This window comes from Hydrobacter penzbergensis, from assembly GCF_900106985.1.
GTDB classification, from domain to species: Bacteria; Bacteroidota; Bacteroidia; order Chitinophagales; family Chitinophagaceae; genus Sediminibacterium; species Sediminibacterium magnilacihabitans.
The window spans coordinates 53,155-79,612 of the sequence record NZ_FNNO01000013.1; the positions used below are offsets into that span (position 1 = coordinate 53,155).

Genomic DNA, 26,458 nt, shown 5'->3' on the forward strand with positions numbered 1-26,458 from the left:
CCAGTCCCCTTGAACGTCATCCCGAGCGCAGCCGAGGGATCTGCACGAATGCTCAGCAGGTCCTTCGACTCGCTTCGCTCGCTCAGGATGACGATATAAGAAGCGACGATTGATTATTTGAGTATGCTGCGACTGATCACAATGCGTTGTACCTCGCTGGTACCTTCATATATCTGCGTGATTTTGGCATCGCGCATGAGGCGCTCTACATGGTATTCTTTTACGAAACCGTATCCGCCGTGTATCTGTACCGCTTCAGTGGCTGTCCACATAGCCGTTTCACTCGCATACACTTTGGCCATAGATGAACTTAAGCTGTAGTCGAGGTTCTGGTCTTTTTCCCACGCGGCTTTCAAACACAACAGCCTGGCGGCTTCTATGCGTGTGGCCATATCGGCCAGCTTGAACTGGATGGCCTGGTGATGCATGATCTCTTTACCAAAAGCTTTTCGTTGTTTACTATAAGCCAATGCTAATTCATAGGCGCCGCTGGCAATGCCCAATGCTTGTGAAGCGATGCCGATTCGTCCGCCGGCCAGTGTTTTCATGGCAAAAGTGAATCCGAATCCGTTCGCTCCTATCCTGTTCTCTTTGGGCACTTTTACATCGGTAAGCAATATGGTATGGGTGTCGCTTCCGCGGATACCCAATTTGTTTTCTTTGGCGGCCACCGTTACGCCCGGCCATTTTTTTTCTACGATGAAAGCATCGATGCCTTTGCTTCCTTTCGATGCATCGGTTTGTGCCATCACCAGGTACACAGATGCGGAAGATCCATTGGTGATCCAGTTCTTGGTTCCACTCAACAGGTAATGATCGCCTTTGTCTTCTGCAATGGTACGCTGACTGGTGGCATCACTTCCGGCTTCCGGCTCGCTCAGCAGGAAAGCGCCGATGTATAATTCACCATCCTTACGGCCCTGCGCAAGCGGTGTGAGGTATTTTTGTTTCTGTTCTTCGGTACCGTATGCTTCGAGTCCCCAGCACACCAGGCTGTTGTTCACGCTCATGCAAACGCTCACGCTGGCATCTACCTTGCTGATCTCTTCCATGGCCAGCACATAACTCACCGTATCCATGCCGGCGCCGCCATACTGCGGATCTACCATCATACCCATAAAACCCAGTTCGGCCAGTTTTAAAACCTGCTCACGGGGAAATTGTTGTTTTTCATCCCTTTCAATAACGCCAGGCAAACATTCGGTCCTTGCAAAATCGCGGGCCGCTTTCTGGATCATCAGGTGTTCTTCACTTAACTGGAATTGCATGGTTTTCATTTGAGGGCCCAAAAATAAGGATTGACGCTCACAAACCTAACAATTGTTAGCATGAGTGCTACATATATTTTTTTTCCAGGTTGTATAAGACGCTTCTGTCTTTATCGTTCATCGTTTTAGTGGTATCCTGCAGGAAATGCCGTTTGAAAGCCTGTATGGCTGCGGAAGTGTCCCTTATATCATAACCAATGATACGCAGCGCCCCGATATGGTTGAAGTCGGCCGGCGCGGGCACGAGCGCCTCATCCTGCCACAATCCGAAACCTTGTTCAGCCAGTTTTTTCCAGGGAAAACGGTAATTGGGATCGTTCTTACGGGTGGGCGCAATATCACCATGACCAATAAAATTGGCAGAGGGGATACCATAATTCTTTTTGAGACGGGAAAGCAAACTGAGCAGGCTGTTGATCTGTAAACTGTCGAAGGGCTCAAAGCCGTTGTTATCGAGTTCAATTCCGATAGAGGCTGAATTGATATCACTGTAATTGCCCCATTTACTAATGCCTGCATGCCAGGCACGCAGGTAATCGTTGAGCATGTGGTGGATGGTTCCGTCTTTGCAGATCACATAGTGTGCGCTGACAGCCGTACGGGGCAACGTAAACGTTCGCAATGTTTGCTGACAGGAATTTTGTGCGGTATGATGGATGATCACAAAACCGGGCTTGCGCATATTGAAGTTGGTGGTACCTACCCAGAACGGTGGCACACGCATGGAATCGGAAAAAGCCGTTTCAACCGGCATCGCGTTCAGGGTACTGGCATAATCTTTTGATTGTTGTCTGTACGACCTGTTGGTAGCAGCATAAGGATTGCGCGAACAGGCAACAACAAAAACGGGTAAAAAGTAAAGAGTGATAGATTTCAGTATCAGTTTCATAATCAAAACATGTATTAAAATGAAAAGTACTGATATCTTTGAAACAAAATGCATACCATGTCATTGCAATTGGGAAGAACCGTATTTGGAGATCCTGCCAACAAAGGCCGGGTATTGTCGCGTGAAGACGCATTGGAACTGTTCAATAGTTGGGTACTGAACCCAAAATTGAAACTGCACATGTTACAGGTAGCCGCATTGATGCGTAGCTGGGCAGCCGAAAAAGAGCAGCTCGATGAAGCGGGTCAATGGCGTTGGGAACTGGCAGGATTATTGCATGATGCTGACTGGGACCAGTGGCCCGATCTGCACTGTAAAAAAATCATCGAAGAACTGGAACAACGCCAGATAGATTCTGAAATCATACGGGCTATTGCTTCTCATGGTCACTTGCATTTCGGGGTGATACCCGAAACACAGATGGATAAGTTATTGTATGCATTAGATGAGTTATCAGGGTTGATACATGCCTATTCATTGATGCGTCCAGGCGGTTACGAGGGTATGGATCTGAAAGGTGTTAAAAAAAGACTGAAAGAAAAATCTTTCGCAGCGAATGTGTCCAGGGAGGATATTGCGGACGCCTGTGAAAGAGCCGCTATACAGCTCGATGATTTGATCCAATTCATTATACCCCGCCAGGCTTTGGTAGCCGAAAAATAAAATTACCGCCAGGAAGCAACCGGTTGCTTATGAGGATCGTATATCCTTAAAACCTTTCTTATGGACAGAAGAAAATTCATTGGCGATCTTGGTTCTCCGGTATTGGCTGTTTGTGCAGTATGTTTGGGCGCTTGCAGTAAAGGCGGTAATTCCCCCTCCAACGGCAATCCAGGTGGTGGCGGTGGTGTTAACTTTGCTGTCAACCTTAATTCGCAATTGCCGAATGTGGGTGATGCACTGGTACAGAGCGGTGTAATTGTAGCAAGAGTAGCTGCTGGAAATGCTGTTTCTTCTTTCGCAGCCGTGCAGGTTGCCTGTACACACCAGGGTACTCCTATCAATTATAGTAGCAGCGGAAACAAGTTTATTTGCCCTTTGCATCATTCCCAGTTCAACACTAATGGCACTGTGATCAGTGGTCCTGATAACGGTGGAACTGCCACCGCCCTTAAAGTGTATAACATAGCCATCAACGGCTCTACTATGACAATAACCGGATAATTTTTCAATTCGGCAATTCGACAATTTGCTAATTCGACAATTAAATAATGATTGAGGGATGTTAAATTATTAATTCCCCATTGTCGAATTGCCGAATTACCAAATTGTCGAATTATTTCGGTTCCTGCTGGCTGAGACAGTGAAAACTCCCCAATCCCCAAATGATGTCTGTGGAATCAATACCTACTACTTCCCTGCTTGGAAAAGTTGCTGCAATGATGGACAACGCCTCGTCGTCTTTCCTGCACTGGTAAGTAGGAACGATCACGTGTTTGTTGCTGATATAAAAATTGGCATACGATGCAGGTAAACGCTGGTCTTCATAGATCACCGCATCGGGCATGGGCAATTCTATGATGTTGAGTTGCTTACCGCTGAGTAAGCGCATTTGTTTTAACTGTTTGAGGTTGGTTTGCAGCAATTCGTAGTTTTCATCCTGCTTATCGGTTTCCACTACGGTTAGTACCGTGTCTTCGTTCACAAAACGGATGGTATCATCGATATGTCCGTCGGTATCATCGCCTACGATCCCTTCATCTACCCATAATACCTGTTCCATACCATAATAATCGCAGAGGTATTTTTCTACCTGCGCCTGGTTGAGATGCGGGTTACGGTTGGGATTGAGCAGGCAACAAGTAGAAGTGAGTATCGTTCCTTTACCATTGAATTCTACTGACCCGCCTTCCATTACAATACCAGGATGATATACCGGGATGTTGAAATGTTTGCCAATTAATGTGGGTATCACATCGTCCAGCTCATAAGGAGGGTATTTGTTGCCCCAGGCATTGTAGTTCCAGTCAACGATTACTTTTCTTTGTGCGGCATGAGGGTTGACGAGGAAAGCAGGGCCATGATCCCTGCACCAGGCATCATTGGTGGGGTGCAGGAAAAATTCAACCTGCCGCATATCAACACCCGCTTTTTGCAACTGTTCAACAGCAAAAGCCTTCATGGCTTCATCTGTTACATTGATACGCACTTTCTCGCTCAATGCGAGGTATTTCACAAACAATGAATAGTTCGGATAGATGGTATGGATCTTACCGGGCCAACTGGCTTCTTTGTGCGGCCAGCTGAGCCAGGTGGCTTCGTGCGGTTCAAATTCTGCCGGGAAATAATAACCGGCTTCTTTCGGTGATTTCAAATGATGCAGTTTAATCAGTCTTCGTCGATGTATCTTTTGGTAACGGGCTGGTAAGAATCGATACGCCTGTCGCGCATGAAGGGCCAGTGTGTTCTGTAACGATCGGTGGCAGTGGTATCGATCTCAACAACGGCCACTTCTTCTGCATCATGCGATGCTTTGTACAATAAGCTGCCGAAGGGATTGCTCACAAAAGAACCGCCCCAGAATTTCATGGCGCCGTTTTGCTCGAGTCCTACCCTGTTTACGCTCACTACGTGTACACCATTGGCCACTGCATGGCTGCGCTGGATGGTTTGCCAGGCATTGTATTGTTCTGTATTGGTGGCTTCATCCTGCGAAGTAGCCCAGCCAATGGCTGTGGGATAAAATAATATTTCCGCACCCATGAGCGAAGTGATGCGCGCAGCTTCGGGATACCATTGATCCCAGCAGATCAACACACCCAGTGTGGCATATTTTGTTTTGAATATTTTATAGCCGAGATCGCCGGGCGTGAAATAGAATTTTTCATAGTAAGCCGGGTCATCGGGGATATGCATTTTACGATACTTACCTAAGTACGTGCCATCGGCGTCAAGCACGGCTGTTGTATTGTGGTAAAGTCCCTGCGCCCTCTTTTCAAAAAGCGAAGCAATGATCACCACGTTCAGCTCGGCAGCTACTTTGCTCAATGCATTGGTAGAATCGCCGGGTATGGGTTCGGCCAACTGGAAGTTCTCATAATCTTCCACATCGCAGAAATACAGCGAAGTGAACAATTCCTGCAAACAAACGATCTGTGCGCCTTTGGCCGCCGCTTCCCTGATCTTTACAATGGCTTTGGCAAGGTTCTCCGCTTTGTTGGCGGTACAACTGGTTTGCACCAGGCCTATTTTTACTTTTGACATATTCTTTCAATTAGTCAATTTGACAATTTGACAATTCGGCAATTCGACAATGAGATAATTAACCAATTCTACAACTTGTTTGAGTAATATATACATTATCAAATTGCCGAATTGCCGAATTGGCTAATTATATTCAGGTTGTTTGTTGAATAATCGAATCGAAACTCCTCAATCCTAATACTTTCTCAGAAATATATCCTTCTGCATAAGCAACGCCTATTCTTTTACCCAGCATCATGGCGCGCGCTTTTACTGTTTCCATGAATTGCGGAGTGGAGATATAGGTTTGGGGTTCATCGGTACCCGGACTGTTGAACTGTGTGGTATAGGCCAGCACCGCTTCTATCTTTTTCTCCATGAAGGCCGAAATATCTATCACAAAAGAAGGCTGTATGAAGCGGTCCTGGATATAATGGAACACATATTTGGGGCGCCAGGCTTCCTGTGGCTGGCCCTTGCTGTCTGTTGTTTCTATCTTACGCAGTCCGGCCAGGAATGCGGCATCAGCCACCAATTTGGCGCTGCGACCGTGATCGGGATGGCGGTCTTCGGGTGCGTTGGCCAGTACGATCTCTGGTTGGTATTGACGGATGGCGGCAATCACTTTGCGCAGGTGGGCTTCGTCGTTCAGGAAAAAGCCGTCGGCCATGCCCAGGTTCTCCCGGATGTGCAGGCCCATGACCTTTGCAGCCGCTGCTGCCTCGGTTTTACGGGTGTCGGCAGTGCCGCGGGTACCCAGTTCTCCCCTGGTGAGGTCAATGGCCCCCACTTTTTTGCCTTCTGCAATAGCTGCCATGAGGGTGCCGGAGCAGCCCAATTCTATATCATCGGGGTGAACACCAAAAGCCAGTATATCTAATTTCATTGATAGTATGATTGTAGGCCGCAAAGATATTTATACATTTTCCAAAATAAAATTTCCATCCACTCCCAATTTCTCGTGTACCGCTTTCAGGAAAGGAATATCAGGCTTTCGTTTGCCATTGAGTATTTGGGAAAGTTTTGCCGTTCCCATATTCAGCATTTCCGCAAGCTTGGCTTGCGTAATATTCATTTCATCTATCTTCTTCTGAACAATGGAATTAACGGTTACAGGCAAAGGCATAATTTCTAAAACGTGATCTTCGTAATATTCAATAGCTTTTGACAGTTCTTCAATCTTAGTGGCGTCCCTGGTTGTAATATTTTTTTCACCCTTATTCATAAGGGCATACACTTCATGTAAGGCCTTCTTGTATTCTTTGTTGTTCGTAATTTTCATAACCCTTTATTTATACGTAATATTTCCCGCTCCAATAGTTTTATTAACCCTGTCATACTCTTTATGCGTACCGAACCAAAGAATAAAAACAGTGCGGGCTTTGAATATTATCAACGTTATTAACCTGAAGTCATTCCCCTTAATATTAAAACAGTACCTGTCATTTCCCACTGCATCTACACTATTGAAGTACTTTTTTACGTCGGCAAAGTTTTTCCAGTCCACTCGTTTCGTTATATCATACCACGTATTCAATGGGTCGGCCGCTGTTGGGTACTTTTTCGCATAGCGTTCAATAGTAGTTTTGGAAATGATGACCATTTATGCAAATTTAAGAAAATGAAATAATTTAGAAAAATGAAATAAAAGTATATAAAATAGCCCGAAAAGGCGGCTGAAACGCAATAAGTCCGTCGGCAGCAATCTGCTGCATGTTAAGTGGAAGTTTACAACATAACAGGTAGAAATGTGTCGTACGGCAAGCAGAGATTCGCCGCGTGGCAGGTGATTTTAGTTTCGCATAGCAAATAGAAATATGCTGGAACTTAAGTGGGGATCTGCCGCTTAGCAAGTGAAGGACCATCACCTGTTGAACAGATATTCGCTGCACACCGGGTGAGGAAGTGCCAATTGGTACGCATCTATACGGCTCATTGCTAATGGAAACAGGCGGCATAGTAAGCAGCAGCCCCTGGCCTGTTCAATGAACAAGCTTCGCATGGTAAGTGAAGATTCTCCGCACAACAGGCAACACGCCTCCACCTAATTGGTGAAAGATTACCGCTTGTTCGATGGAAATATGTCGTTTGTTCAGTGGGAATATGCCGCTTAATGAGTGAAAATTCACCGCTGAGTTAGTAAAAATTCGCCACTCAGTCAGCAAAATATTTGCACTTACGTCGTGTAAACTTGGCGCTAACCGTGTTTGGAACTTTCACAAATGGTGTTCTGGCTATTCTACGTTATTCATTAACTACCTCAGACAGGTCGTTAATGAACAGCGGTTACATCCACTTTGGCAATCCCTTTCAATGTCAGCGAAATATTGCGGTCTGCTGCTTTGTTGGCGTATTCACTGATGATCTCCAGGATATCATAATCAATAAAATTACACTCGCTGCCGTCGATGGTCAGCAATGTATCTTCCGGAATCTGGTCCAACGACCTTTGTAAATTCACTTTATTGAGGAAGCTTACGTTGGAGTTCAGTTTAATCAGGTAGCTGCCTGTTCCACTTGTTTGGGAATGCATGACCCGGTATTCTGCTTTGAAGTTGTTACGGATAATGAAGTATGTGGAAACCAGCAGGCCAATGCTTACACCTATTAACAAGTCTGTTGCGAGGATCACCACTATGGTAATGATGAATGGCAGGAACTGTTTCCAACCCAGGCTCCACACGTTCCTGTACAGTTTGGGTTTGGTGAGGTTGTAGCCTGTTATCAGCAGGATGGCGGAAAGCGAGGCATAGGGAATGGCATTCAACACAAAGGGAACCAGTAAAACGGAGAGCAATAAAAAAAGTCCATGTGTGAAAGCAGATAACTTTGTTCTGGCGCCGGCATCTACATTGGCAGAACCTCTTACCACCACTGCTGTAATGGGAATGGCCCCCAGGAAACCACAGGTTATATTACCTATTCCCTGTGCAATAAGCTCACGGTTAGGAGGTGTGATCCTGTTGCGGATATCTAATTTGTCAATGGCTTCTATGCAAAGCAGTGTTTCCAGTGTGGCGAGTAGTCCGATGGTAATGCCATCTTTCCATATTTCCGTACTTGTTAAAACCTGCGACAGATCGGGAAAAGAGATGTTTGAAAAAATATTGGCAGGAATATTCACCAGTTGAGATGGCTTGAATGCCAGGTGCGAACCGATTTTGCTGAACAGGATGCTGGCGAGGATACCCACCACAACAATCAGTAAGGGGGTTGGCACAATCTTTATCTTTTTGGCAAAAGGTTGTTGCAATACGATCAACAAAGCCAGGGAAATAAACGAAAGGAGCACCACGCCGGCTGTAGTATGATGTCCGAAATTCCGGAAGCTGGCAGCCAGTTTTTTGGAAGAGAATAGTCCGAGGAACCCGCTGGTCCAGAAGTCGGGCTGGTCATAACCCAATGCAATGGGCACTTGTTTGGAAATGAGGATGATGCCAATGGCTGCCAACATTCCCTTGATGACAGCCGATGGAAAATAACTGGCAATGGTTCCTAATTTCAAAACCCCGAGCAGCACCTGGAAAAGACCTGCTATGATAACCGTCAGCAGAAAGATTTTATAGTTACCCAGCGAAATAATAGAGGCCGCCACCAGGGTGGTGAGACCCGCCGCGGGCCCTGATACCGCCAGTTGTGAACCACTTACTAGTGCAACTACCAGTCCGCCTATGATACCTGATAAAAGCCCTGCATAAAGCGGGGCGCCTGAAGCCAGTGCAATGCCCAGGCAAAGTGGCAATGCTACGAGGAAGACGGATAAACCGGCCGGCAGATCATACTTAAGCCATACTAACCTGTAATACCTGATTTTCCGTCTCATATTTTATACCCTCAAAACAATGTAGACCCTTGTGGTAAACAATTTTGCCGTTACAAGATAAGGTTTTTAACAAAAAATCCCGCTCTGCAGAGCGGGATTTCATTATCAGAACTAGTGATAAGTTTATTTCTTTTTCTCGTAACGCTTCTTGAACTTGTCGATACGACCTGCAGTATCTACCAGCACATTCTTACCAGTATAGAAAGGATGTGACATGTTGGAAATCTCCAGTTTTACCAGGGGATATTCTTTGCCATCTTCCCATTGGATGGTTTCTCTGGTAGCAGCAGTAGAGCGGCTCAGGAATGCATAACCGTTACTCATGTCCTTGAAGACAACAAAACGATAACTTTCAGGATGGATACCTTGTTTCATGGTTTCTATTTTAAGGTGGTACGGATTTGGCCGTACGATTATTTAAGAGCTGGCAAAGGTAAGTACAATTAGGCAATTGGCCAATTTGAAAATTTGCCAATGATTGGGTGCATCAGCTTTTCATGTTTATGAACTGTAGCGGGATGCCGAAATTGCCGGCCTTGCATTTGGCTATAACATCTTGAAGATCATCGATTTTCTTGGCGGTAACCCGGATAATATCGTCCATAATGGCCGCCTGCACCTTCAGGCCGCTGTCTTTGATCATTTTGACGATCTTTTTGGCGTCGTCCTGCTTCAGGCCATTCCGCACGGGTACCTCCTTCTTCACCACTTTCCCGCTGGGATAAGCGTCTTTATCAAAATCGAAAGCACTGGCATCAATACCCTGCTTCATAGCGCGACTGATGAGCACATCGATGAGCTGTTTCATCTTCATATCACTTTCGACTTCCAGGGATACCACAAAATCTTTTTTGTTCAGTTCCACCACCACCGGCGAATCGCGGAAATCGAAACGGCCGCTTATTTCTTTCTTAACTGTATTGATGGCATTATCGAGTGTTTGCAGGTCTACTTTGCTGGCAATATCAAATGACGGCATAAACAAAATTTTAACAAATATAGCCATAAAAAAGGCCCCGATGGAAATCGGGGCCGCCGTCTATATAATGCACATGAGAAAAAACAAATTTAATGTTGCGAATGTGGATGGAATCAACCAGATAAAATTGCTAAAAGATGATGAACGGACATACGCCTATTCAAATGGATCATTCCTCTTAATTAAGAGCCATTACCTCCTTGTTGTACCCTGTTTTGTTCATCGGTTGCACTACCTCTTCTGCGTTGTTGTTGCACAGGTTTTCCTTTACCAAACCTGTACGAGAAACTGACATTGAATACACGGCTGTCGCGTACCTGGTGAATGGTTACGTCTACATTCTGGTACTTACTATAACCATTGAATTGTTGTGTATAAAACACATCACTCAGGTTCATCTTAATTGTTCCTTTACTATTCAGTATTTGCTTGCTCAACCCAATGTTCATACTACCCATCGGTTGAATAACCAATACACCTTCCAAACTGTTTCCGCGATAAAAACCACTGAGCTCTGCACCCCATCCTTTTTTAAAAGTGAATTGGTTGTTCATGTTGGCCATGAAATTATTTCCGCCGATTGAAATGGGGCCTCCGTTCACCGTGCCCTTGTATTGATTGTAATAATACAGGAGATAAACATTGGTACGCCACCATTTAGCCAGCGGCATACCCAAACTCATCGATGCGCCCAGGTTCCAGCGGCTGGCGATATTGCTCTTCTTCACATAGGTAGTAGTGGTACTGTCTATCTGCTCCAAAACATCCTGGATAATATCGGTAGTATAACTATAATTGATGGTAGTGGTAAGCATGCCGCCATATATGTGGCTGAGTTCTATATTGTGACTGAACTGCGGGTTCAGGTAAGGATTACCCACCTGGTAAGTGTACTTATCAAGAAAATAAAAGAACGGGTTCAGGTCCTGGTAATTGGGCCGGTTGATACGGCGTCCATAATTCAAAGAGAACTGGTTCTTGTCGTTCAGGGTATATCCAATATACACTGTGGGGAATAACTGCGTGTAATGACGGTTGAAGGTTTGCCCCGTTGTAAGTTGATTACCTTTCATGACTGTATTCTCTGTACGCAATCCGAATTGTCCGCTCCATTTTTTATTGAACTGCTTCCCAAAATTGACATAAGCCGCATTGACATTTTCTTTGTATAAAAAATGATTGGTCCTGCCCGAATCGATTACATATTGCCCGTTTTGCAAATTGCTGTACTGTGCATTGTTGTCTGTTGTTACATAACTGCTTTTAATACCCGCTTCAAATTTGATATCGCCGCGCAGGGTCTTGGAAAAATCTACTTTGGCGCTGTATATATCGATATCGGAAGGCACAAGTCCCCTCATGGTTTCATCGGGTCCTTTTTTATTGCCAGCATTATCATAAAACAGGCTGTTGAGCAACTGCGAATTGTTCGATGCATAATGGATATAATCCACATCACTGGTCAGTTCCGTTCCGGTTGTATCGAATACATGGCGCAGGTTGAAATTGAAACCAACATTTTTAAATTCATTCCTGCCATCATTAGCAGATTGTGTGCGTGTATTCAGTACACCACTATTGTCTTTGATCAGCGTATTGTTCCTCATGTACTCAGTGCCATTATTACCAAAACCTGTTACAACCAGTCCCAATGTTGTTTTTTGGGAAGCGAAATAATCGAACCCGGTTTTGAAATTATAACCACGGTACTCACGGTTACTCAAGGTACGCTGATCAAAAATAGATGAGATAGTGTCGGAAGATTTATTCCTGAAAATACGGGTGAGGTTGATTTCATTGAAATTTTGCGAATAATAATGACTGGCATTACCGAAAAGATTGAACTTGCCAGTACGGTAATTTAAATTGAGGCTGTTATTGGCTTTAGGATATACACCCTGACCATATCCTGTTGTTAAACTTCCATTGAAGCCCTGCGCTTTGTTCTTTTTTGTTTTGATGTTGATAACACCGGCATTACCCGATGCATCAAATTTGGCCGGCGGGTTGGTCATGAGCTCTATCTGGTCGAGGTGACTGCTCGACATATTGCGGAGCATATTGGCCAGGTCCTGTCCGCTTAAATAAGTAGGTCTTCCATCTATCAGGATCATCACACCCTGCTTGCCCTTCAGGCTGATATTGCCATCTTTATCAACACTGATACCCGGCGATTTTTCCAGTATATCCATCACGGTTGTACCTGCATTGGATGGAGAAGCATCTACATTGATCACCGTCTTATCCAGTCGCTGTTCGATAAAAGGTTTTTTGGAAGTAACCGATACACTCGCCAATTCATTGGCTACCGGTTTAAGTGCAGTGATGTTCAGGTGATGAGCCTGGTGGTTGGCAGACAATTCAAAAGCATCGCTGTAATATTTTGCATAACCTGCTGCCTGTACCGCTACCAGGTATTTACCCGCCGGGATCTTTTCCATAGAGAAGTCGCCGTTCTTATCGGTCACGGATCTTTTCACTACGGCAGAATCTTTTATGCGCAGCAGGCCAATGGATGCCGCTTCCACCGTTTTTTGAGCGGAAGACAGTCTCCCGCTCACCGAACCCGCCGGGTCTGGCGCCTGAGCTGCGAGGCTGGAGGCAACCAGTGCCGTCGCCAGCAACATAGATAGAAATTTGTTCATACAATTAGTTTTATAGTGATTGACTTAGTTCCAGTTGTTACTAATTACAGAACAAAACTATGTACTATGCAAAACCAAGTACATAGTTTTAACATGGGCGGTTCCTGGAATGGATGAACGGAAAACCGGGGGTTCAGGGATTACTTAGCGGTAGCTGCGGTCCATTTTTTGGACTTTGCCATCACAACGATGCCGGCAATGACCAGCAAACTGGCGATCAGCTCTGCCTGGGTAGGTTTAAAGGGAAGGGTCTCATAACGGGTATTCACGCGGATCAGTTCAATGAAAAATCGCTCCACACCGTTCATCACCAGGTATAGCCCGAAGAGTTGGCCGGGTACTTTGATCTTTTTGCGTACCGACCACAATATGAGGAAGAGGATAAAACAAACGATGATTTCGTATAAAGGTGTGGGAAATACCGGCGGTACCAGTTGGCTGCAATAGGGGCCGCTGCATCCCGGGATGGGTACGCCCTCACCTACCACGTTGTGAGGATAATTGTAAGCCCACAACCAGCCGGGCATCCAACTAAAAGGTTTGGGATGGGTATTCACAATGCCCCAATCGCCATCGCCGCTCATATGGCAACCAATTCTTCCGGCCGCATAAGCGAACATCATCACAGGCGCCATCGTATCGCAGAGGTGTGCAATACCGATCTTATGTTTTCTTGCATACACAATAAAGGCGATGCCGGCGCAGATCAGTCCGCCGTAAAAAGTAAGTCCGCTGAAAGATATCAGTGCGCCAACAGGATCTTTTACAAAGTCGTTCCAGTTTTCAAGGTTATGGAAGATCTTGGCGCCTACAAAACCAAATGCCGCAGCATAGATCACCAGGTCTCCTACCCTGTCGTGCGGCCATATTCTTACCACTCTGTTTTCGGGTTTCGCGAGTTGATGGCGTTTTTTCTCCCACCACTTCAATCCTGCGAAAACCAGTCCCAGCAATATTCCCAGCGGCCAGCTCCCTTGCGTGGAAAGAATGAATGATTGCGGATCGTTCAACGCATTGCTGGTTACAAAAGCGCCGATGATCTTAAAGCCAAACACAAATCCCAGTATAAAATTCGCCAGCAACTCCTGCAAGCTTGCAGGTGCACCAATGGTGATGGTCTCTTCTGTATACACAAACTGACCCAGGTTTTCTTTCCTGCGGAATTCCATGGTAAGGATCCAGGCCGAAGCGATGAAAGACAGGGCCACAAAAAAACCGAAGGTGTTTACCAGCTTCAGTCCAGCTATGTCGATTCCGAAAATATCTTTGAATGCGTAGTAGAGATTGGGATACATGGCAGCAAGATAATGGTTAAATATTTAGCAGTGAAATTGCTGTAAAAAAGTAAGGCTCCGCAGAAGCGGAGCCCATACTTACTAACCCATCTCTAAACAAAACTAAGGTAAAATCAGTTACAATACTCATCAAAAACAGCGATCAGGTGCTGGGCGATCATTTGCGCCGGGCGACCCTCGATCTGGTGCCGTTCCACCATGCTCACCAACTGCCCGTCTTTGAACAGGGCAATAGCGGGTGAAGAGGGCGGATAAGGCAGTAAATGCTGGCGAACCTGGTTCACAGCCTCTACATCAAAACCTGCAAAGCTGGTGGTCAGCCTGTCCGGACGCTTTCCGGCATTCTGAATAGCCATCAGCACACCGGGCCTGCAAGCGCCTGCTGCACAACCACAAACCGAATTGATCACCACCAGGGTGGTGCCACTCTGCTTCAGGGTATCGTCCACTTCCCGGGCCGATACCAGCTCATCAAAACCATGATCGGTCAGTTCGGCCTTCATGGGTAACACTATTTCTGCTGGGTACATGTCATTTCATTATTAGAATGCAAAGATACGATAAAGTTGGAACACTAAAGAAGCATTAAAAACGACAAAGTGACGCTTGATAACTCCAATAATAGACATTTTGTCGTTTAAAAATGGGCAATTCCCTCCTTACTGGCATGTTTTGCTCGTAAAAATCGGGTGGTACAGGGTTTGAACGGGTTATAGAAACAATTGAAAACTCAAAAATTGAATACCATGACACTTGTAAAACATCGCCCCGCCCATTTCAGCAACTTATTCGATGAGTTCTTTGGCAATTACCCCGTTAACTGGGGAAAGGATATACAAGCCGCTTTCGGTAACCCCAAAGTGAATATCCATGAAACTGCCGATGCCTATCATGTAGAACTGAATGCGCCGGGCCGCAACAAAGAAGATTTTAAGATCGATGTGGAAAATGGTTTGCTCACTATCAGTTACGAAAAGAAAACCGAAACTGAGAACAAGGAGTATAAAACCATCCGCAAAGAATTCAGCTACCAGGGCTTTAAACGCAGCTTCAACCTCGATGAAAACATCGATGCCAATGCTATCCAGGCCAAATATGAGAACGGCGTGTTGAAACTGTTGCTTCCTAAAAAAGAGGAAGTGAAAACAGCTCCCAAGCAAATTACTATTTCATAATCCTATTACAAAAATCATTGGCACAGAGCCAACAGATTTTGTTTCATAAGCAGTTGGTTTTGGTTAACACCCCGCGTATCCACGCGGGGTTTATTTTTACTGCTGATGCTATTATCGATGATGTATCGATCGGATCACAACGTCGGGAAGGAAAGGAGAAGCGTCGCCGCCATTGCGCAGGATATCGCGCACAATGGTGGAAGCTACTGATGTGTACTTAGGCTCACCGGTAAGGAAAATTGTTTCGATGTTTTTGTCGAGCGTACGGTTGGCGTCGGCAATGGTTTTTTCGTATTCAAAATCACTCACGTAACGGATACCCCTGAGTATGAACCCCGCTCCGATCGATTTGCAATAATTTATCGTGAGCCCTTCATAGATCACACTTTCCACGCGAGAGTCTCCGTTGTAAATTTCTTTGAACCATTCCTGGCGTTGTTCGGGACTGAACATGGGCGTTTTAGCCGCATTGATACCAATACCGATATAAATTTTATCGAAGAGCGGCAACGCACGGTTGATGATATCGATATGTCCTAATGTAACAGGATCGAAGGTTCCGGGAAACAGGCAGATTCTTTTCATAAGCATGGTTTAATTTTCCCTGCCGGCCAGCAGATAGAGTACCGCCATACGCACTGCTACCCCATTCTCCACCTGGTTCAGCACAATCGAATGTGGTCCGTCGGCCACATCGCTGTCCAGCTCCACACCCCTGTTGATGGGGCCCGGGTGCATGATCACGATCTCTTTTTTCAGGCCGTCGAGTAATTTTCTTTTGATACCATAGGCCAGGTTGTATTCCCTGAGCGATGAGAACAGGGGTTGGTTCTGTCTTTCGAGTTGTATGCGCAGCACATTCGCCACATCGCACCATTCCAGGGCTCGTTGCACATTATACTCCACCCGCACATCCAGGGCTTCGGTAATGTATTTGGGTATCAGTGTAGGCGGCCCCGCTACCATGATCTCGGCTCCCATTTTCTTCAGCAGGTACATATTACTCAAAGCCACGCGGCTGTGCATGATATCGCCGATGATGGCCACTTTAAGTCCCTCCAGTTTACCCAATCTTTCCTGCATCGAAAAGGCATCGAGCAGCGCTTGCGTGGGATGTTCATTGATACCGTCTCCTGCATTCACAATCGCAGCGGGAATATGTTGCGCCAGAAAATGCGGCGCACCGGAAGCGCTGTGCCGCATCACCACCATATCTACCTTCATGCTCAGGATATTGTTCACTGTGTCGAGCAAGGTCTCTCCTTTCGCTGCAGAAGAACTGCTGGCCGTAAAATTGAGCACATCGGCCGAGAGGCGTCTTTCCGCCAACTCAAAAGACATGCGCGTGCGGGTGGAATTTTCGTAAAAGAGATTCACAATCGTCACATCCCTGAGTGAGGGAACTTTCTTTACAGGTCTTTGTAAAACTTCTTTGAACTGCTGGGCGGTGGAGAGAATCAACTGAATATCTTCCTTATTCAGGTCTTTGATACCAAGTAGGTGTTTGGTAGATAGTTTCATTAAAGGGCAAAGATAAAGCGTTTTGAGGAAATCCTATAACAACACTACTTCTTCCCGTTCGTCTCTTTCTTTCCAGCACACTTTCACTTTTTCAGATACGATGGTGTCGATGGTCTTGCCGGTGTAATCGGGTTGTATGGGTAATTCCCGGTTGAAGCGGCGATCTATCAGCACACAGAGCGATACTTTGGATGGACGGCCGAAATCGAGCAGGGCATCCAGCGCTGCGCGGATGGTGCGGCCGGTGTACAGCACATCATCGATCAGCACCACGTGTTTGTTTTCGATGCTGAAAGGAATATCGGTGGCATTGGCAATGTGCAGGCTTTTCCGCACATCATCGCGATAAAAAGTGATGTCCAGTTTCCCGTAATGGATGGCGGCCTCCCCAACGATCTTTTTCAGTTCGGCTACGATGCGGTTGCTCAGGAACACGCCGCGGGGCTGCAGTCCGATGATGACGGTATTCGACAGTTGCAAGTTATTTTCCAGTATCTGGTGGGCCAGCCTTTTAACGGTCAGTGCCAGTTGTTGTTCGGATAAGATCGTCTTCAAACCTGAATTTTAGAATAAAAATAAATGCTTTCCCCGAGAACATGCGAATAATTCGGCCCGCAGTGCTTTAATTTGCCCCCGATGTTGAGGCTCCGATCCATAACCCTGTTACAGTTTCGCAATTATCCGCAAGCGCAGTTCGATTTCAACGAACGTGTGGTGGGCATTTCCGGTCTCAACGGATCGGGCAAGACCAACCTGCTCGATGCCATCTATTACCTCAGTTTTTCCAGGAGTTATTTTTCCCGGCCCGATTCGCAGAACGTACACCATGGCAGCATCGGCATGCGCATAGATGGCGACTATCAACTGAACGAAAAAGACCACCGGCTCGCCTGCATTCTCCGGGAAACCAACCGCAAAGAGATCATTCTCGACAACGAAGCGTATAAAAAAGTATCCGACCACATCAGCCGTTTTCCCTGTGTGATGATCGCTCCCGATGATCTTGTGCTGATCACCGGTGGAAGTGAAGAAAGAAGAAAATTTACCGACACGCTGCTCTCGCAATTGAGTCAGCCTTATATGCAGCAACTGATCGATTACAACAAGATCATCCAGCAAAGGAATAGCCTGCTCAAACAAATGTCCGAAACAGGCAGTACCGATACGGCATTGATGCAGGTACTGGATGAACAATTGATTTCGAGGGCGCAATTCATTTTTGAAGAAAGAAAAACTTTCCTGGAAACATTTTTTCCAGCCATTCAAGCGGTCTATACACGTATTGCCGGCAAAGCCGATGGCTTGCAGATACGCTACGAAAGCCAGTTACTGCATGCCGATATGAAAAGCCTGCTCAAAACGGCTTATCACAAAGACCTTGCTTTACAAAGAACCACGGTAGGCATTCACCGCGACGAGTTGGTATTCCTGATGGATCATGCGGCTTTCAAGACCGAAGCATCACAAGGGCAAAGAAAGAGCCTGCTCTTCGCACTCAAGCTGGCCGAATGGCAGGTACTGAAAGAAAAAAAAGGCTTCACGCCCATTCTTTTGCTCGATGATGTATTTGAAAAGCTCGACGCCCAGCGCATGCAGCAGTTGCTGCATTGGGTTTGTGCTGAGAACGACGGGCAGGTGTTCATTTCAGATACACACGAGGAAAGATTGAAAGAGCACTTGAATAAAACAAGGACGCCTTATCAAATCATTCAACTAGTTTAACCGTCATCCCAAGTATTTTTAATCGTCATCCCGAGCAACGTCACCCTGAGCGAGCGAAGCGAGTCGAAGGGGCAGCCCAGGGATCTGCTTGAATATTCGGACAGCTCCTTCGACTCGCTTCGCTCGCTCAGGATGACGTTCAGAATTAATTGCTACCTTTATACCATGGGTGAATTTCACATCGGCGATGCACTGAAAGGATTTTTGAAGAAGAGTCCACTGCGCAACGGTATACGTGCTGTGCAGATAGAAGAGATATGGGAGAATCTGATGGGTAAAACCATTGCCAAATACACCGACAAAATACAGATCATCAACCACAAACTATTCATCCATACCGCTGTTGGTCCGCTGAAAAATGAGTTAATCTACCAGAAAGAGCAGATCATACAAAGAGTGAATGAAGCGTTTGGGGAGAAAGTGATTACGGAAGTGATAGTACAGTGAGTAACCCGTCGATCGTCATCCCGAGCGCAGCCGAGGGATCTGCCTGAATATTCGAGGGGCTCCTTCGACTCGCTTCGCTCGCTCAGGATGACGAGACACGCGGGTCTATTATACCATAGAGTATATCGGCCATCAGGTTTACCAGTATAAAAAAACTGGCCGTTACCAACACGCTTCCCATAACCACGGGAAAATCGAGTTTCTCCAGTGCATCCACTGTTACCTTACCGATCCCCTTCCATCCGAAAATATATTCCACAAAAAAAGCGCCGGCCAGCAATTCGGCAAACCAGCCGGTAACGGCAGTGATCACGGGATTGAGCGCGTTGCGCAGAGCATGCCGGAAGATCACACTTTTTTTGCTCAATCCTTTTGCATAAGCCGTTCTGATAAAATCCTGGTCCAGCACATCGAGCATGGCGCTGCGCGTTAACTGGGTGATGATAGCCAACGGACGAATACCTAAAGTGAGTGCAGGCAATACCAGGTTTTTCAATTGTAATGATTTACCGGTAAACGGATCTATATTGAACAGGCTACCCGTCATGTGCAAACCCGTATAACGACTGAGCACAAAACCAAACACATAAGCCAGTACAATGCCCATGAAAAAAGAAGGCGCCGAAATACCCAGCACACTCGCAAATACAGAGCCGGTATCCATCCAGGTATTTTGCTTCACGGCAGCCAGTATGCCCAACAGGATACCCACGATCGTTGCCATGAGCATGGCGGCAACAGCCAGGATCAGCGTACCCGGCAGGGCATCCATCAATACTTCACCCACATTTTTTTTAGTCTGGTAAGAGCGCCGCAGGTAAGGTATTTTCAAGCCCAGTTTGGTTTCTCCCCCGATAAAAAAACCTTTCAGACCCTTGGCCCTGATCTCTTCTTCTGTGTGTATGCCCACTGGCGACACATCATTCAAATAAAGCAGGAATTGTTGCCACCTGGGTTTGTCCAGCGCCAGTTCTTTGCGGATGTTTTCAATAGTGGCTTTATCGCCGGTTTGTCCGAGTACCAGCCTTGCCGGATCGCCAAAGCCCTGGAACAAAAAGAACACCACCACGATCACACCGGCGAGTACCAGCAGGCCATACAACATTTTACGGGCAATGAGCAACAGCATGATCCAAATGTAACAACAAAGCTTACAAGTAGCTCAGCCATTTCTTTTCTTTGTGGTTGCTTTTATACCGATCATACCATTTACACAGGGGATACATCACAACCAATACGCCTATCCAAATGAGGTATACGATGCCCAGGCTGAAGCCATATCCTTTCAAACCCGGACTTAACGTTACCCATGTAGAGATGATCATGTCGGTCCATTTGTATCCGCATATTTGAGCGCCAACGATGGCCAGCAGGTGTATGAAGTAAATATGGATGATGTAAAAGAACAGCGGCACCCTTCCGAATACCAATACTTTCTTAGAGAATCCGTTCAACGGCCGCTCTGCGTAGGCCAGGAACAGGAAGGCAGGTCCCAATGTCATGAGCAGGTACAGGAAGGAAGGCGGGTACTTGGTGGTATTTAAAAATGAAAGCAGGGTAAACACAGAATTGTGTTGCGGCGCCCATGCGTGGGGATCGCCGTAAATGTTCAGCGTGCGTACGATGATGAACAGCATGGTAACCCCAACGCCCAGCCTGATCAGCGCTTTCTTTCTTCGTGCGGGGTCTACATCACTGGCATACAATCTGCCGAAACAATAGCCCGTGGCCATGGTTCCTATCCAGGGTATGATCGGATAGCCGACAAATATATCGATGTACGAAAAACTGAACAGGCGTTGCTCGTGCAGGAAGGCCCAGAAGAATGCATTCCCCCCTTCTCCGGGAACATGCACATTGTCGAGCAGGTTGTGGGCTGTCATGCACAGCAAGCCTATAACCAGTATCAACGGCATGGGAAAATAAATGAGTAGCGACAAGCAGATCATACTGATGCCGATGGACCAGATCACTTGCCAGATCAGTATTACATAAGGATGGAAGGTCCATCCCGGTGTTACCACCAGCATTTCCAGTACTACCAGCCAAAGGCCTCTTGTAAAAAGGAAAAAAGAAAGTTCTTTGGTTGTTTTGCGGCTCTTGCTCAGGTATGCAGCCGTGCCTGCGAGAAAAGTAAAGATGGGTGCACAGAAATGTGTGATCCATCTTGTAAAAAATAATGCGGGCGTGGTGTGTGTAAGGTCCGTGGGATCGAAGAGATAAGCTCCCTGGTGAAAATAATCCCTTACATGGTCCAGGGCCATGACCAGCATGACAAAGCCTCTCAGCAGATCGATCGATTCAACGCGTTTATTTTTTACCTGGGCAGTTAATGTTGAAGTCATACTCCGTGGGTTTTAGTTGGGGCGACAGCCTGTAAATTTAACCAAAAGCCGGAGTTGTGTTACCAAATTTTACCTACATCGCTATAAGCCAGTTTTTTAACAATGGTAGCTCCTTTCATTAAAAAGAAGGTAGGTCTTACCCTCGCCGCTGTTTTCAGCACAATGGCATCGCATTTTAAAATGTGATATTGTGGGAAGAGTACCGTTGCTTTTTCGGGTTCCGCTGTAACCAGGAACAGCGGTATTTTTTGCTGTAAAGCTTTGCCGGCTACTGTTTCAAGCGCTGCCTTCCATTGATCTACCCCATTCATGTCTTTGGTCATTACCAGCAGGTAATTGCCGGAGGAAGCAAACAAGGCGGAAGTGGTATCCATGCCAGTGATGGTTTGTATGGCGAACTCTGGGATCGCCGGTTGAAGGCCATTCCCTTTTCTGGCTATTTTATCCTGTCTGCCAACATACTGGTAGGTAGAGTCGAAATCGGGCGGAAAATGATCCTGGTCGAATGTGCGTTCTTTTCCATTCTTCCGGTAAGTGAATACGATGGACATACTATCGGGCACAGCGCCTGCTGGTTGTTTCATTTGTTCCGCAATATTATTCCCTGCTTTATAAGGCAGACAATCAACCAATGGCAAATGCTTCAACACATACCATTGCAAAGCCGAAGTAAACAACACCGCTACGAACACCGCAAATCCTGCTACCTTGTTGCGGCCACCGGCAACAGTAGAAAAAAAGAGTACAAGGATCAATAACAACAAGACCAGGTCTTTCCCGAAAGATTGTGCAGGTGTAAGCGGAATACAATCACCAAAACATCCGCAGGTTTTGATCTTGCCCGAGAGCAATGCATAGCCCGTGAGGAAGCTGAAGAAAATAATGAGCAACAATAATAACCAGTTCACCAGTTTTTGCTGCCATCCTACGATCACCGCAACACCAGCTCCTATTTCGAATGTATTCATGATGAGGGAAAGGCTCAGTGTATAATCGTGAAAACCATTCCACCCCCACACTTCAAAAAATTCCTGCATTTTGTAACTGAGTCCGAGCGGGTCGTTGGCTTTTACCAGGCCGGAGAAAATGAACAGCAGTCCCACCAGCCAGCGGATAATGGTCAATACTCGTTTCATCTGTTGGTTTTATGGTTTTGGTTAGTGCTTCCCTTCAGCTATCAGGATGAGGGCAAAAACAGCATAGTTCACAATGTCTACATAATTGGCATCGATGCCTTCGCTGATCAGTGTTTTTCCTTCGTTGTTCAGTATCTGCCTGATGCGCATGAGTTTCATGAGAATGAGGTCGGCAAAGCTTTCCTGGCTCATTTCTCTCCAGGCTTCGCCATAATCGTGGTTTTTATCCTGCATGGTTTGACGGGCCATGCCCACAGCGTGCGCATATAGTTTTTCTACCCGCTCCAGGGGTAATTCCTCCACCATGGCATCGTTCAGTTCCAGTTGTATCAACCCAATGACCGCATAGTTCACGATGCCCATAAATTCAGATGGAATATCATCCTGCACTTTCTGCGTTTCCAATTCCTGCAGGTTGCGTATGCGCAGCGCTTTGATGAAGATCTGGTCAACCACGGAAATGGTGCGCAATACACGCCAGGCTGTGCCATAATCTTTTGTCTTCTTGAGAAAAATATCCCTGCACTGTGCGATGGCCTGGTTGAATTGCTGGTCGGTCTGGTTCATTATCGGAACAAAGGTTAAAGGCTTTGAATATCTTTGATGCGGATGCAATATAAATCAATAGACAGAATGTTCACACTTAACTGCAAGGGAAGGCTGCTGGCGCTCGACAAACCTGTTGTCATGGGTATCATCAACAGCACACCCGATTCATTTTACAGCGGCAGCAGGCAACAGACCATTGATGGCGCCTTAAAGCAAGCCGCGCTGATGCTGGAAGAAGGCGCTGCCATACTGGACATCGGCGGTCAGAGTACAAGACCCGGCGGTGAACAGTTAGGAGCAGCAGCAGAACTGCAACGGGTAGCGCCGGTTATAGAAGCGATAGCCAAAGCGTTTCCGCAGGCTTATATTTCTATTGATACTTATTATGCAGAGGTAGCACAGGGTGCAATTGAAGCGGGTGCCTGCATGGTGAACGATATCAGCGGCGGCAGTTTTGATACCGGTATGTTACAAACCATAGCCGCACTCAAAGTACCCTATGTATGCATGCACCTGGAAGGAACACCGCAGACCATGCACCAAAAAGCAGACTATCCTTCATTAATGCAGTACCTGCTCGATCATTTCATTCAACGCATTGCGGCCTGTCGCGATGCAGGCATTACCGATGTGATCATTGACCCTGGTTTTGGCTTCAGCAAAACCACTGCGCAGAATTTTCAACTGGTGAAAGAGCTGGGGCTTTTGAAAATGCTGCAATGTCCTTTGTTGCTGGGGGTATCGCGTAAGTCTACCATTTACCGTACGCTGGGCATTACACCCGAAGAGTCCCTGAATGGCACTACGGTTCTCAATACCATGGGGTTGCTCAATGGCGCCAATATTTTACGGGTGCACGATGTGAAAGAAGCTGTGCAGGCCCTACAGCTTGTTACACAATAAAACTTTGCCTTTTGCCCCGGGCTTAAGCCCGGGGCAAAAGGCAAAGAGTAATGTTATATATCCAATCTTATTTTTTGGGCTGGGCGGCAGCAGCGGCATTCGGTGCCGGAGCAGGCGCAACGGCAGCAGGAGCTGGTGCGGGCTTGGCAACATCTGTCACTTCCACATCGAACACCAGGTTATCCCAGGGTCTGATGGCCGGGGGCATACCTCTCTCGCCATAAGCCAGCATACAGGGGATAAACAGCCTTCCTTTACCACCTTTGGCAAACAGGCGCAGACCTTCGTCCATTCCGGGGATCATGCCGGGGGAACCAATGATTACCTGGAGCGGATCTTTGTGAAGACTGGCCGTTTCGTTATTGGAATCAAAAGACTTGCGTTTTGCATCGGTAAAATATCCTTTGTACATCACAGAAGCCTGGAAGCCGGAATCTGCTTTTTGTCCTTCACCCGCACGCTGTATTTCCACCAGCACACCAGAAACTGTTTTTTGGGTTTTGATGCCTTGTTTGGTGGTATAGTCAGCCAACTCTTTCACTTCCCTTTCTTTTTCTGCCTCTACTTCCTTTTTGTGGTCGGCGATCATCGCTTCCTGGTTGGGGAATGTTTTGATAATCTCTATGCGGCCATTGATCATATCTCCGCTATGAAAATCAGGACTGTTGGGATCGATCATCTGCATTTTTTTCAGGGTATCAATGCTCAGTGCAAATTCAGCTTTATCGCCCGGCGCCATTTTGGTAATGAACTCTGTGAAATTGTATTTACCCAGGCGGGTTGTATCGATTACGAAATAAGCCGGAACGTGACCAAATGAAACATTCAGTACGGTATCTTTCGGAGAAAGCTTGTATTCAATATGGAATTTTACAAACTGTCCCTGCTTCAGGGTTTCTTTGCTGCCTCCTTTTGTGATCTTGTATTTCATACCGGAAGGCGCTTTCTGGTATTGGCTACAACTGGCCAGCAATACAATTGCCAGCAACAGGGTGGTTGTTGTTCTCATCATGGTTGTTATTGTAATTGTTGTTGATAAGTTTTTATGATCGTTTTGAATTTTTGTACGGTTGCTTCCAGGCTGTCGCTGCTCCTTCCACCGGCCGCGTTCTGATGGCCGCCTCCCTCAAAATGTTGTCTGGCAAAAAGGTTCACATCAAAATTTCCCTTGCTCCTGAAACTCCATTTCCGTTCTTCATCGCGGTCGATGACCAGGGCACCGAGCCGCATGCCTTGTATCGTTAGCAAATAGTTGACCAATCCCTCTGTATCACCCGTTTTAATGTCGAATCGTTGCAGATCCTGCCGGGTAATATGCATCAGCGCCGTATTGTATTCGTACAATATTTCCATCCTGTTCAGGAGCGCATAGCCAATGAAGCGCAACCTTCCCTCCAGAAAATTATCGTAGATCATCTCATGCACGTGGGTATGGTTGAGGCCCAGTTCTTTCAGGTGGGCTGCCATACGGTGCACGGCCGCAGTAGTAGACGGAAAACGGAAAGAGCCGGTATCGGTCATCAGCCCCGTATACAAACACGCTGCCATGTCCAGGTTCAGTTTATCAGCATGACCCGATGCGATGATGAAATCATACACCATTTCACAGGTAGAACTCTTAGAGGTATCACTGATACCATAGGCAAAAGCCTCTTCCTGAGGTTGTTGGTGATGATCGATCAATATTTTGGTACAGGTAGCTTCGGTGAGCGGCTGCTCCATGTTTTTGGTGCGATGCAGGATGTTAAAATCCAGACAAAAAATAATTTCGGCCGACTGGATCAGGTTTTTTGCCTTGTCGCGATAGCGTTCAAAATCAATGACCCGGTCCACACCCGGCATCCAATCAAGAAAATTAGCCCAGTTCGTGGGGGAAATCACGACTGCTTCATGCCCCAGCGCCGTGAGGAAATGGTACAGTCCCAATGCCGACCCCATAGCGTCTCCATCGGGTTTCTGGTGCATGGTAATGACCACTTTGGCAGGGGTATTCAATCGGGGGTAAAACAGGTCTATTGCTTGCATAGAGTCGCGGCAAAATTGCAGTTTCCGGCTTATTCTATCAAATCAATTTAGGGGACTTTAACAAAAAACAGGTCGCAATACCCTATTAAAAGGGATGAATGCTTAGCTTTGCGGCCGAAATTTTATCAGTATATATGAGCAACAGAACATTTACCATGATCAAACCCGATGCTACTTCCAAGGGGCATACAGGGGCTATTCTCGACCAGATCATCAAAGCTGGTTTCAGTATAAAAGCTATGAAATGGACCCGTCTAACCACAGAACAGGCCGGTCTTTTTTATGATATTCACCGCGAGCGTCCTTTTTTCGGTGAACTGGTTGATTTTATGAGCAGTGGTCCGATCGTAGCGGCCATCCTCGAAAAAGACAATGCTGTAGCTGATTTCAGGAAGCTCATCGGAGCCACCAATCCTGCCCAGGCAGAAGAAGGCACTATCCGTAAGCAATTTGCCGCTTCTGTAGGAGAAAATGCTGTACACGGTAGCGACAGTGATGAAAATGCAGTCATTGAAGGCGATTTCTTCTTTTCTAAGCTGGAACGCTATTAAGA

General features: G+C 46.4%; 29 protein-coding genes. 7 read left to right on the top strand and 22 right to left on the bottom strand.

The annotated features are described in order from the left end of the window. Positions 1–113: 113 nt before the first annotated feature. Positions 114–1,268 (bottom strand): acyl-CoA dehydrogenase family protein, encoded by a 1,155-nt coding sequence (locus tag BLU98_RS13350; protein ID WP_092725575.1) that lies wholly within the window; start codon positions 1,266–1,268, stop codon positions 114–116. Between the two features lie 67 nt (positions 1,269–1,335). After that, positions 1,336–2,157, bottom strand: a complete 822-nt coding sequence (locus tag BLU98_RS13355) for an N-acetylmuramoyl-L-alanine amidase (RefSeq protein ID WP_092725577.1) — start codon at positions 2,155–2,157, stop codon at positions 1,336–1,338. A 57-nt stretch (positions 2,158–2,214) separates the two neighbouring features. On the opposite strand from BLU98_RS13355, the gene BLU98_RS13360 reads away from it, so the two are divergent. Both BLU98_RS13360 and BLU98_RS13365 read left to right on the top strand, forming a co-directional pair. Continuing rightward, positions 2,215–2,820, top strand: a complete 606-nt coding sequence (locus BLU98_RS13360) for an HD domain-containing protein (protein ID WP_257574988.1) — start codon at positions 2,215–2,217, stop codon at positions 2,818–2,820. Positions 2,821–2,880: 60 nt separating this feature from the next. Further along, complete coding sequence (locus BLU98_RS13365) at positions 2,881–3,321, top strand: QcrA and Rieske domain-containing protein (RefSeq protein WP_092725402.1); 441 nt, start codon at positions 2,881–2,883, stop codon at positions 3,319–3,321. A 112-nt stretch (positions 3,322–3,433) separates the two neighbouring features. On the opposite strand, the gene BLU98_RS13370 is transcribed toward BLU98_RS13365, so the two are convergent. The 11 genes from BLU98_RS13370 to BLU98_RS13420 form a co-directional block, all read right to left on the bottom strand. Further along, on the bottom strand, positions 3,434–4,471 hold the full coding sequence (locus BLU98_RS13370) for an agmatine deiminase family protein (protein WP_092725404.1): 1,038 nt from the start codon (positions 4,469–4,471) through the stop codon (positions 3,434–3,436). A gap of 14 nt (positions 4,472–4,485) precedes the next feature. Beyond that, positions 4,486–5,361 (bottom strand): carbon-nitrogen hydrolase, encoded by an 876-nt coding sequence (locus BLU98_RS13375; protein WP_092725406.1) that lies wholly within the window; start codon positions 5,359–5,361, stop codon positions 4,486–4,488. 133 nt (positions 5,362–5,494) lie between these two features. Next, positions 5,495–6,226 (bottom strand): bacillithiol biosynthesis deacetylase BshB1, encoded by a 732-nt coding sequence (gene bshB1 / locus BLU98_RS13380; RefSeq protein ID WP_092725408.1) that lies wholly within the window; start codon positions 6,224–6,226, stop codon positions 5,495–5,497. Positions 6,227–6,256: 30 nt separating this feature from the next. Further along, positions 6,257–6,622: a helix-turn-helix domain-containing protein gene (locus BLU98_RS13385; protein ID WP_092725410.1), complete on the bottom strand. Its 366-nt coding sequence runs from the start codon at positions 6,620–6,622 to the stop codon at positions 6,257–6,259. A 6-nt stretch (positions 6,623–6,628) separates the two neighbouring features. Continuing rightward, positions 6,629–6,943, bottom strand: coding sequence for a type II toxin-antitoxin system HigB family toxin (locus BLU98_RS13390; protein ID WP_092725412.1), 315 nt, complete (start codon positions 6,941–6,943; stop codon positions 6,629–6,631). Between the two features lie 669 nt (positions 6,944–7,612). Beyond that, the gene (locus BLU98_RS13395; RefSeq protein WP_092725414.1) at positions 7,613–9,163 is read right to left on the bottom strand and encodes a SulP family inorganic anion transporter; all 1,551 of its coding nucleotides are present in this window, start codon (positions 9,161–9,163) and stop codon (positions 7,613–7,615) included. Positions 9,164–9,286: 123 nt separating this feature from the next. Continuing rightward, entirely contained in the window at positions 9,287–9,538 is a 252-nt protein-coding gene (locus BLU98_RS13400) for a type B 50S ribosomal protein L31 (RefSeq protein WP_092725416.1), read from the bottom strand. 112 nt (positions 9,539–9,650) lie between these two features. Beyond that, positions 9,651–10,142: a YajQ family cyclic di-GMP-binding protein gene (locus BLU98_RS13405; RefSeq protein WP_092725419.1), complete on the bottom strand. Its 492-nt coding sequence runs from the start codon at positions 10,140–10,142 to the stop codon at positions 9,651–9,653. Positions 10,143–10,324: 182 nt separating this feature from the next. After that, entirely contained in the window at positions 10,325–12,787 is a 2,463-nt protein-coding gene (locus BLU98_RS13410; RefSeq protein ID WP_092725422.1) for a TonB-dependent receptor, read from the bottom strand. A gap of 140 nt (positions 12,788–12,927) precedes the next feature. Beyond that, a complete protein-coding gene (locus tag BLU98_RS13415) occupies positions 12,928–14,082 on the bottom strand; it encodes a prolipoprotein diacylglyceryl transferase (RefSeq protein ID WP_092725425.1) in 1,155 nt (384 codons plus the stop codon). A 113-nt stretch (positions 14,083–14,195) separates the two neighbouring features. Further along, the gene (locus tag BLU98_RS13420) at positions 14,196–14,612 is read right to left on the bottom strand and encodes a BrxA/BrxB family bacilliredoxin (protein WP_092725428.1); all 417 of its coding nucleotides are present in this window, start codon (positions 14,610–14,612) and stop codon (positions 14,196–14,198) included. Positions 14,613–14,828: 216 nt separating this feature from the next. Between BLU98_RS13420 and BLU98_RS13425 the strand changes: the two genes are divergently transcribed. After that, a complete protein-coding gene (locus tag BLU98_RS13425) occupies positions 14,829–15,257 on the top strand; it encodes an Hsp20/alpha crystallin family protein (RefSeq protein WP_092725431.1) in 429 nt (142 codons plus the stop codon). Between the two features lie 111 nt (positions 15,258–15,368). Here the strand turns inward: BLU98_RS13425 and coaD are convergent, their stop codons facing one another. The 3 genes from coaD to pyrR are packed head-to-tail and all read right to left on the bottom strand — an operon-like array spanning position 15,369 to position 17,333. After that, positions 15,369–15,842, bottom strand: coding sequence for a pantetheine-phosphate adenylyltransferase (gene coaD, locus BLU98_RS13430; protein WP_092725579.1), 474 nt, complete (start codon positions 15,840–15,842; stop codon positions 15,369–15,371). Between the two features lie 9 nt (positions 15,843–15,851). Then, positions 15,852–16,778 carry an aspartate carbamoyltransferase catalytic subunit gene (locus tag BLU98_RS13435; RefSeq protein WP_026773296.1) on the bottom strand — a complete coding sequence of 309 codons (927 nt, stop codon included), beginning with the start codon at positions 16,776–16,778 and terminating at the stop codon, positions 15,852–15,854. 33 nt (positions 16,779–16,811) lie between these two features. Continuing rightward, positions 16,812–17,333 carry a bifunctional pyr operon transcriptional regulator/uracil phosphoribosyltransferase PyrR gene (gene pyrR, locus BLU98_RS13440; RefSeq protein ID WP_026770026.1) on the bottom strand — a complete coding sequence of 174 codons (522 nt, stop codon included), beginning with the start codon at positions 17,331–17,333 and terminating at the stop codon, positions 16,812–16,814. A gap of 81 nt (positions 17,334–17,414) precedes the next feature. Between pyrR and recF the strand changes: the two genes are divergently transcribed. Both recF and BLU98_RS13450 read left to right on the top strand, forming a co-directional pair. Further along, entirely contained in the window at positions 17,415–18,500 is a 1,086-nt protein-coding gene (recF, locus tag BLU98_RS13445; RefSeq protein WP_092725432.1) for a DNA replication/repair protein RecF, read from the top strand. Between the two features lie 165 nt (positions 18,501–18,665). Next, positions 18,666–18,947, top strand: a complete 282-nt coding sequence (locus BLU98_RS13450; RefSeq protein ID WP_092725434.1) for a DciA family protein — start codon at positions 18,666–18,668, stop codon at positions 18,945–18,947. An 82-nt stretch (positions 18,948–19,029) separates the two neighbouring features. On the opposite strand, the gene BLU98_RS13455 is transcribed toward BLU98_RS13450, so the two are convergent. The 4 genes from BLU98_RS13455 to BLU98_RS13470 are packed head-to-tail and all read right to left on the bottom strand — an operon-like array spanning position 19,030 to position 22,995. Then, complete coding sequence (locus tag BLU98_RS13455) at positions 19,030–20,076, bottom strand: ABC transporter permease (RefSeq protein WP_092725437.1); 1,047 nt, start codon at positions 20,074–20,076, stop codon at positions 19,030–19,032. Between the two features lie 22 nt (positions 20,077–20,098). Further along, positions 20,099–21,292, bottom strand: coding sequence for an acetyltransferase domain-containing protein (locus BLU98_RS13460; RefSeq protein WP_092725440.1), 1,194 nt, complete (start codon positions 21,290–21,292; stop codon positions 20,099–20,101). Positions 21,293–21,351: 59 nt separating this feature from the next. Continuing rightward, on the bottom strand, positions 21,352–22,428 hold the full coding sequence (locus BLU98_RS13465) for a BT_3928 family protein (RefSeq protein ID WP_092725441.1): 1,077 nt from the start codon (positions 22,426–22,428) through the stop codon (positions 21,352–21,354). Between the two features lie 21 nt (positions 22,429–22,449). Next, positions 22,450–22,995, bottom strand: a complete 546-nt coding sequence (locus BLU98_RS13470; RefSeq protein ID WP_092725443.1) for a DUF1599 domain-containing protein — start codon at positions 22,993–22,995, stop codon at positions 22,450–22,452. Between the two features lie 66 nt (positions 22,996–23,061). On the opposite strand from BLU98_RS13470, the gene folP reads away from it, so the two are divergent. After that, positions 23,062–23,880 (top strand): dihydropteroate synthase, encoded by an 819-nt coding sequence (gene folP, locus BLU98_RS13475; RefSeq protein WP_092725445.1) that lies wholly within the window; start codon positions 23,062–23,064, stop codon positions 23,878–23,880. Positions 23,881–23,947: 67 nt separating this feature from the next. On the opposite strand, the gene BLU98_RS13480 is transcribed toward folP, so the two are convergent. Both BLU98_RS13480 and BLU98_RS13485 read right to left on the bottom strand, forming a co-directional pair. Then, positions 23,948–24,892: an FKBP-type peptidyl-prolyl cis-trans isomerase gene (locus tag BLU98_RS13480; RefSeq protein ID WP_092725447.1), complete on the bottom strand. Its 945-nt coding sequence runs from the start codon at positions 24,890–24,892 to the stop codon at positions 23,948–23,950. Positions 24,893–24,897: 5 nt separating this feature from the next. Next, positions 24,898–25,905: a DHH family phosphoesterase gene (locus BLU98_RS13485; protein WP_092725449.1), complete on the bottom strand. Its 1,008-nt coding sequence runs from the start codon at positions 25,903–25,905 to the stop codon at positions 24,898–24,900. Positions 25,906–26,039: 134 nt separating this feature from the next. Here BLU98_RS13485 and BLU98_RS13490 point away from each other — a divergent pair, with 134 nt between their 5' ends. Beyond that, the gene (locus BLU98_RS13490; RefSeq protein ID WP_092725581.1) at positions 26,040–26,456 is read left to right on the top strand and encodes a nucleoside-diphosphate kinase; all 417 of its coding nucleotides are present in this window, start codon (positions 26,040–26,042) and stop codon (positions 26,454–26,456) included. The last annotated feature ends 2 nt before the right edge of the window (positions 26,457–26,458 follow it).

Excerpts from the sequence above, each read along its gene's own strand:
- BLU98_RS13350 (WP_092725575.1), bottom strand. The coding sequence starts at position 1,268 with ATGCAATTCCAGTTAAGTGAAGAACACCTGATGATCCAGAAAGCGGCC.
- BLU98_RS13355 (WP_092725577.1), bottom strand. The coding sequence starts at position 2,157 with ATGAAACTGATACTGAAATCTATCACTCTTTACTTTTTACCCGTTTTT.
- BLU98_RS13360 (WP_257574988.1), top strand. The coding sequence starts at position 2,215 with ATGTCATTGCAATTGGGAAGAACCGTATTTGGAGATCCTGCCAACAAA.
- BLU98_RS13365 (WP_092725402.1), top strand. The coding sequence starts at position 2,881 with ATGGACAGAAGAAAATTCATTGGCGATCTTGGTTCTCCGGTATTGGCT.
- BLU98_RS13375 (WP_092725406.1), bottom strand. The coding sequence starts at position 5,361 with ATGTCAAAAGTAAAAATAGGCCTGGTGCAAACCAGTTGTACCGCCAAC.
- bshB1 (WP_092725408.1), bottom strand. The coding sequence starts at position 6,226 with ATGAAATTAGATATACTGGCTTTTGGTGTTCACCCCGATGATATAGAA.
- BLU98_RS13385 (WP_092725410.1), bottom strand. The coding sequence starts at position 6,622 with ATGAAAATTACGAACAACAAAGAATACAAGAAGGCCTTACATGAAGTG.
- BLU98_RS13390 (WP_092725412.1), bottom strand. The coding sequence starts at position 6,943 with ATGGTCATCATTTCCAAAACTACTATTGAACGCTATGCGAAAAAGTAC.
- BLU98_RS13395 (WP_092725414.1), bottom strand. The coding sequence starts at position 9,163 with ATGAGACGGAAAATCAGGTATTACAGGTTAGTATGGCTTAAGTATGAT.
- BLU98_RS13400 (WP_092725416.1), bottom strand. The coding sequence starts at position 9,538 with ATGAAACAAGGTATCCATCCTGAAAGTTATCGTTTTGTTGTCTTCAAG.
- BLU98_RS13405 (WP_092725419.1), bottom strand. The coding sequence starts at position 10,142 with ATGCCGTCATTTGATATTGCCAGCAAAGTAGACCTGCAAACACTCGAT.
- BLU98_RS13410 (WP_092725422.1), bottom strand. The coding sequence starts at position 12,787 with ATGAACAAATTTCTATCTATGTTGCTGGCGACGGCACTGGTTGCCTCC.
- BLU98_RS13415 (WP_092725425.1), bottom strand. The coding sequence starts at position 14,082 with ATGTATCCCAATCTCTACTACGCATTCAAAGATATTTTCGGAATCGAC.
- BLU98_RS13420 (WP_092725428.1), bottom strand. The coding sequence starts at position 14,612 with ATGTACCCAGCAGAAATAGTGTTACCCATGAAGGCCGAACTGACCGAT.
- BLU98_RS13425 (WP_092725431.1), top strand. The coding sequence starts at position 14,829 with ATGACACTTGTAAAACATCGCCCCGCCCATTTCAGCAACTTATTCGAT.
- coaD (WP_092725579.1), bottom strand. The coding sequence starts at position 15,842 with ATGAAAAGAATCTGCCTGTTTCCCGGAACCTTCGATCCTGTTACATTA.
- BLU98_RS13435 (WP_026773296.1), bottom strand. The coding sequence starts at position 16,778 with ATGAAACTATCTACCAAACACCTACTTGGTATCAAAGACCTGAATAAG.
- recF (WP_092725432.1), top strand. The coding sequence starts at position 17,415 with ATGTTGAGGCTCCGATCCATAACCCTGTTACAGTTTCGCAATTATCCG.
- BLU98_RS13450 (WP_092725434.1), top strand. The coding sequence starts at position 18,666 with ATGGGTGAATTTCACATCGGCGATGCACTGAAAGGATTTTTGAAGAAG.
- BLU98_RS13455 (WP_092725437.1), bottom strand. The coding sequence starts at position 20,076 with ATGCTGTTGCTCATTGCCCGTAAAATGTTGTATGGCCTGCTGGTACTC.
- BLU98_RS13460 (WP_092725440.1), bottom strand. The coding sequence starts at position 21,292 with ATGACTTCAACATTAACTGCCCAGGTAAAAAATAAACGCGTTGAATCG.
- BLU98_RS13465 (WP_092725441.1), bottom strand. The coding sequence starts at position 22,428 with ATGAAACGAGTATTGACCATTATCCGCTGGCTGGTGGGACTGCTGTTC.
- BLU98_RS13470 (WP_092725443.1), bottom strand. The coding sequence starts at position 22,995 with ATGAACCAGACCGACCAGCAATTCAACCAGGCCATCGCACAGTGCAGG.
- folP (WP_092725445.1), top strand. The coding sequence starts at position 23,062 with ATGTTCACACTTAACTGCAAGGGAAGGCTGCTGGCGCTCGACAAACCT.
- BLU98_RS13480 (WP_092725447.1), bottom strand. The coding sequence starts at position 24,892 with ATGATGAGAACAACAACCACCCTGTTGCTGGCAATTGTATTGCTGGCC.
- BLU98_RS13485 (WP_092725449.1), bottom strand. The coding sequence starts at position 25,905 with ATGCAAGCAATAGACCTGTTTTACCCCCGATTGAATACCCCTGCCAAA.
- BLU98_RS13490 (WP_092725581.1), top strand. The coding sequence starts at position 26,040 with ATGAGCAACAGAACATTTACCATGATCAAACCCGATGCTACTTCCAAG.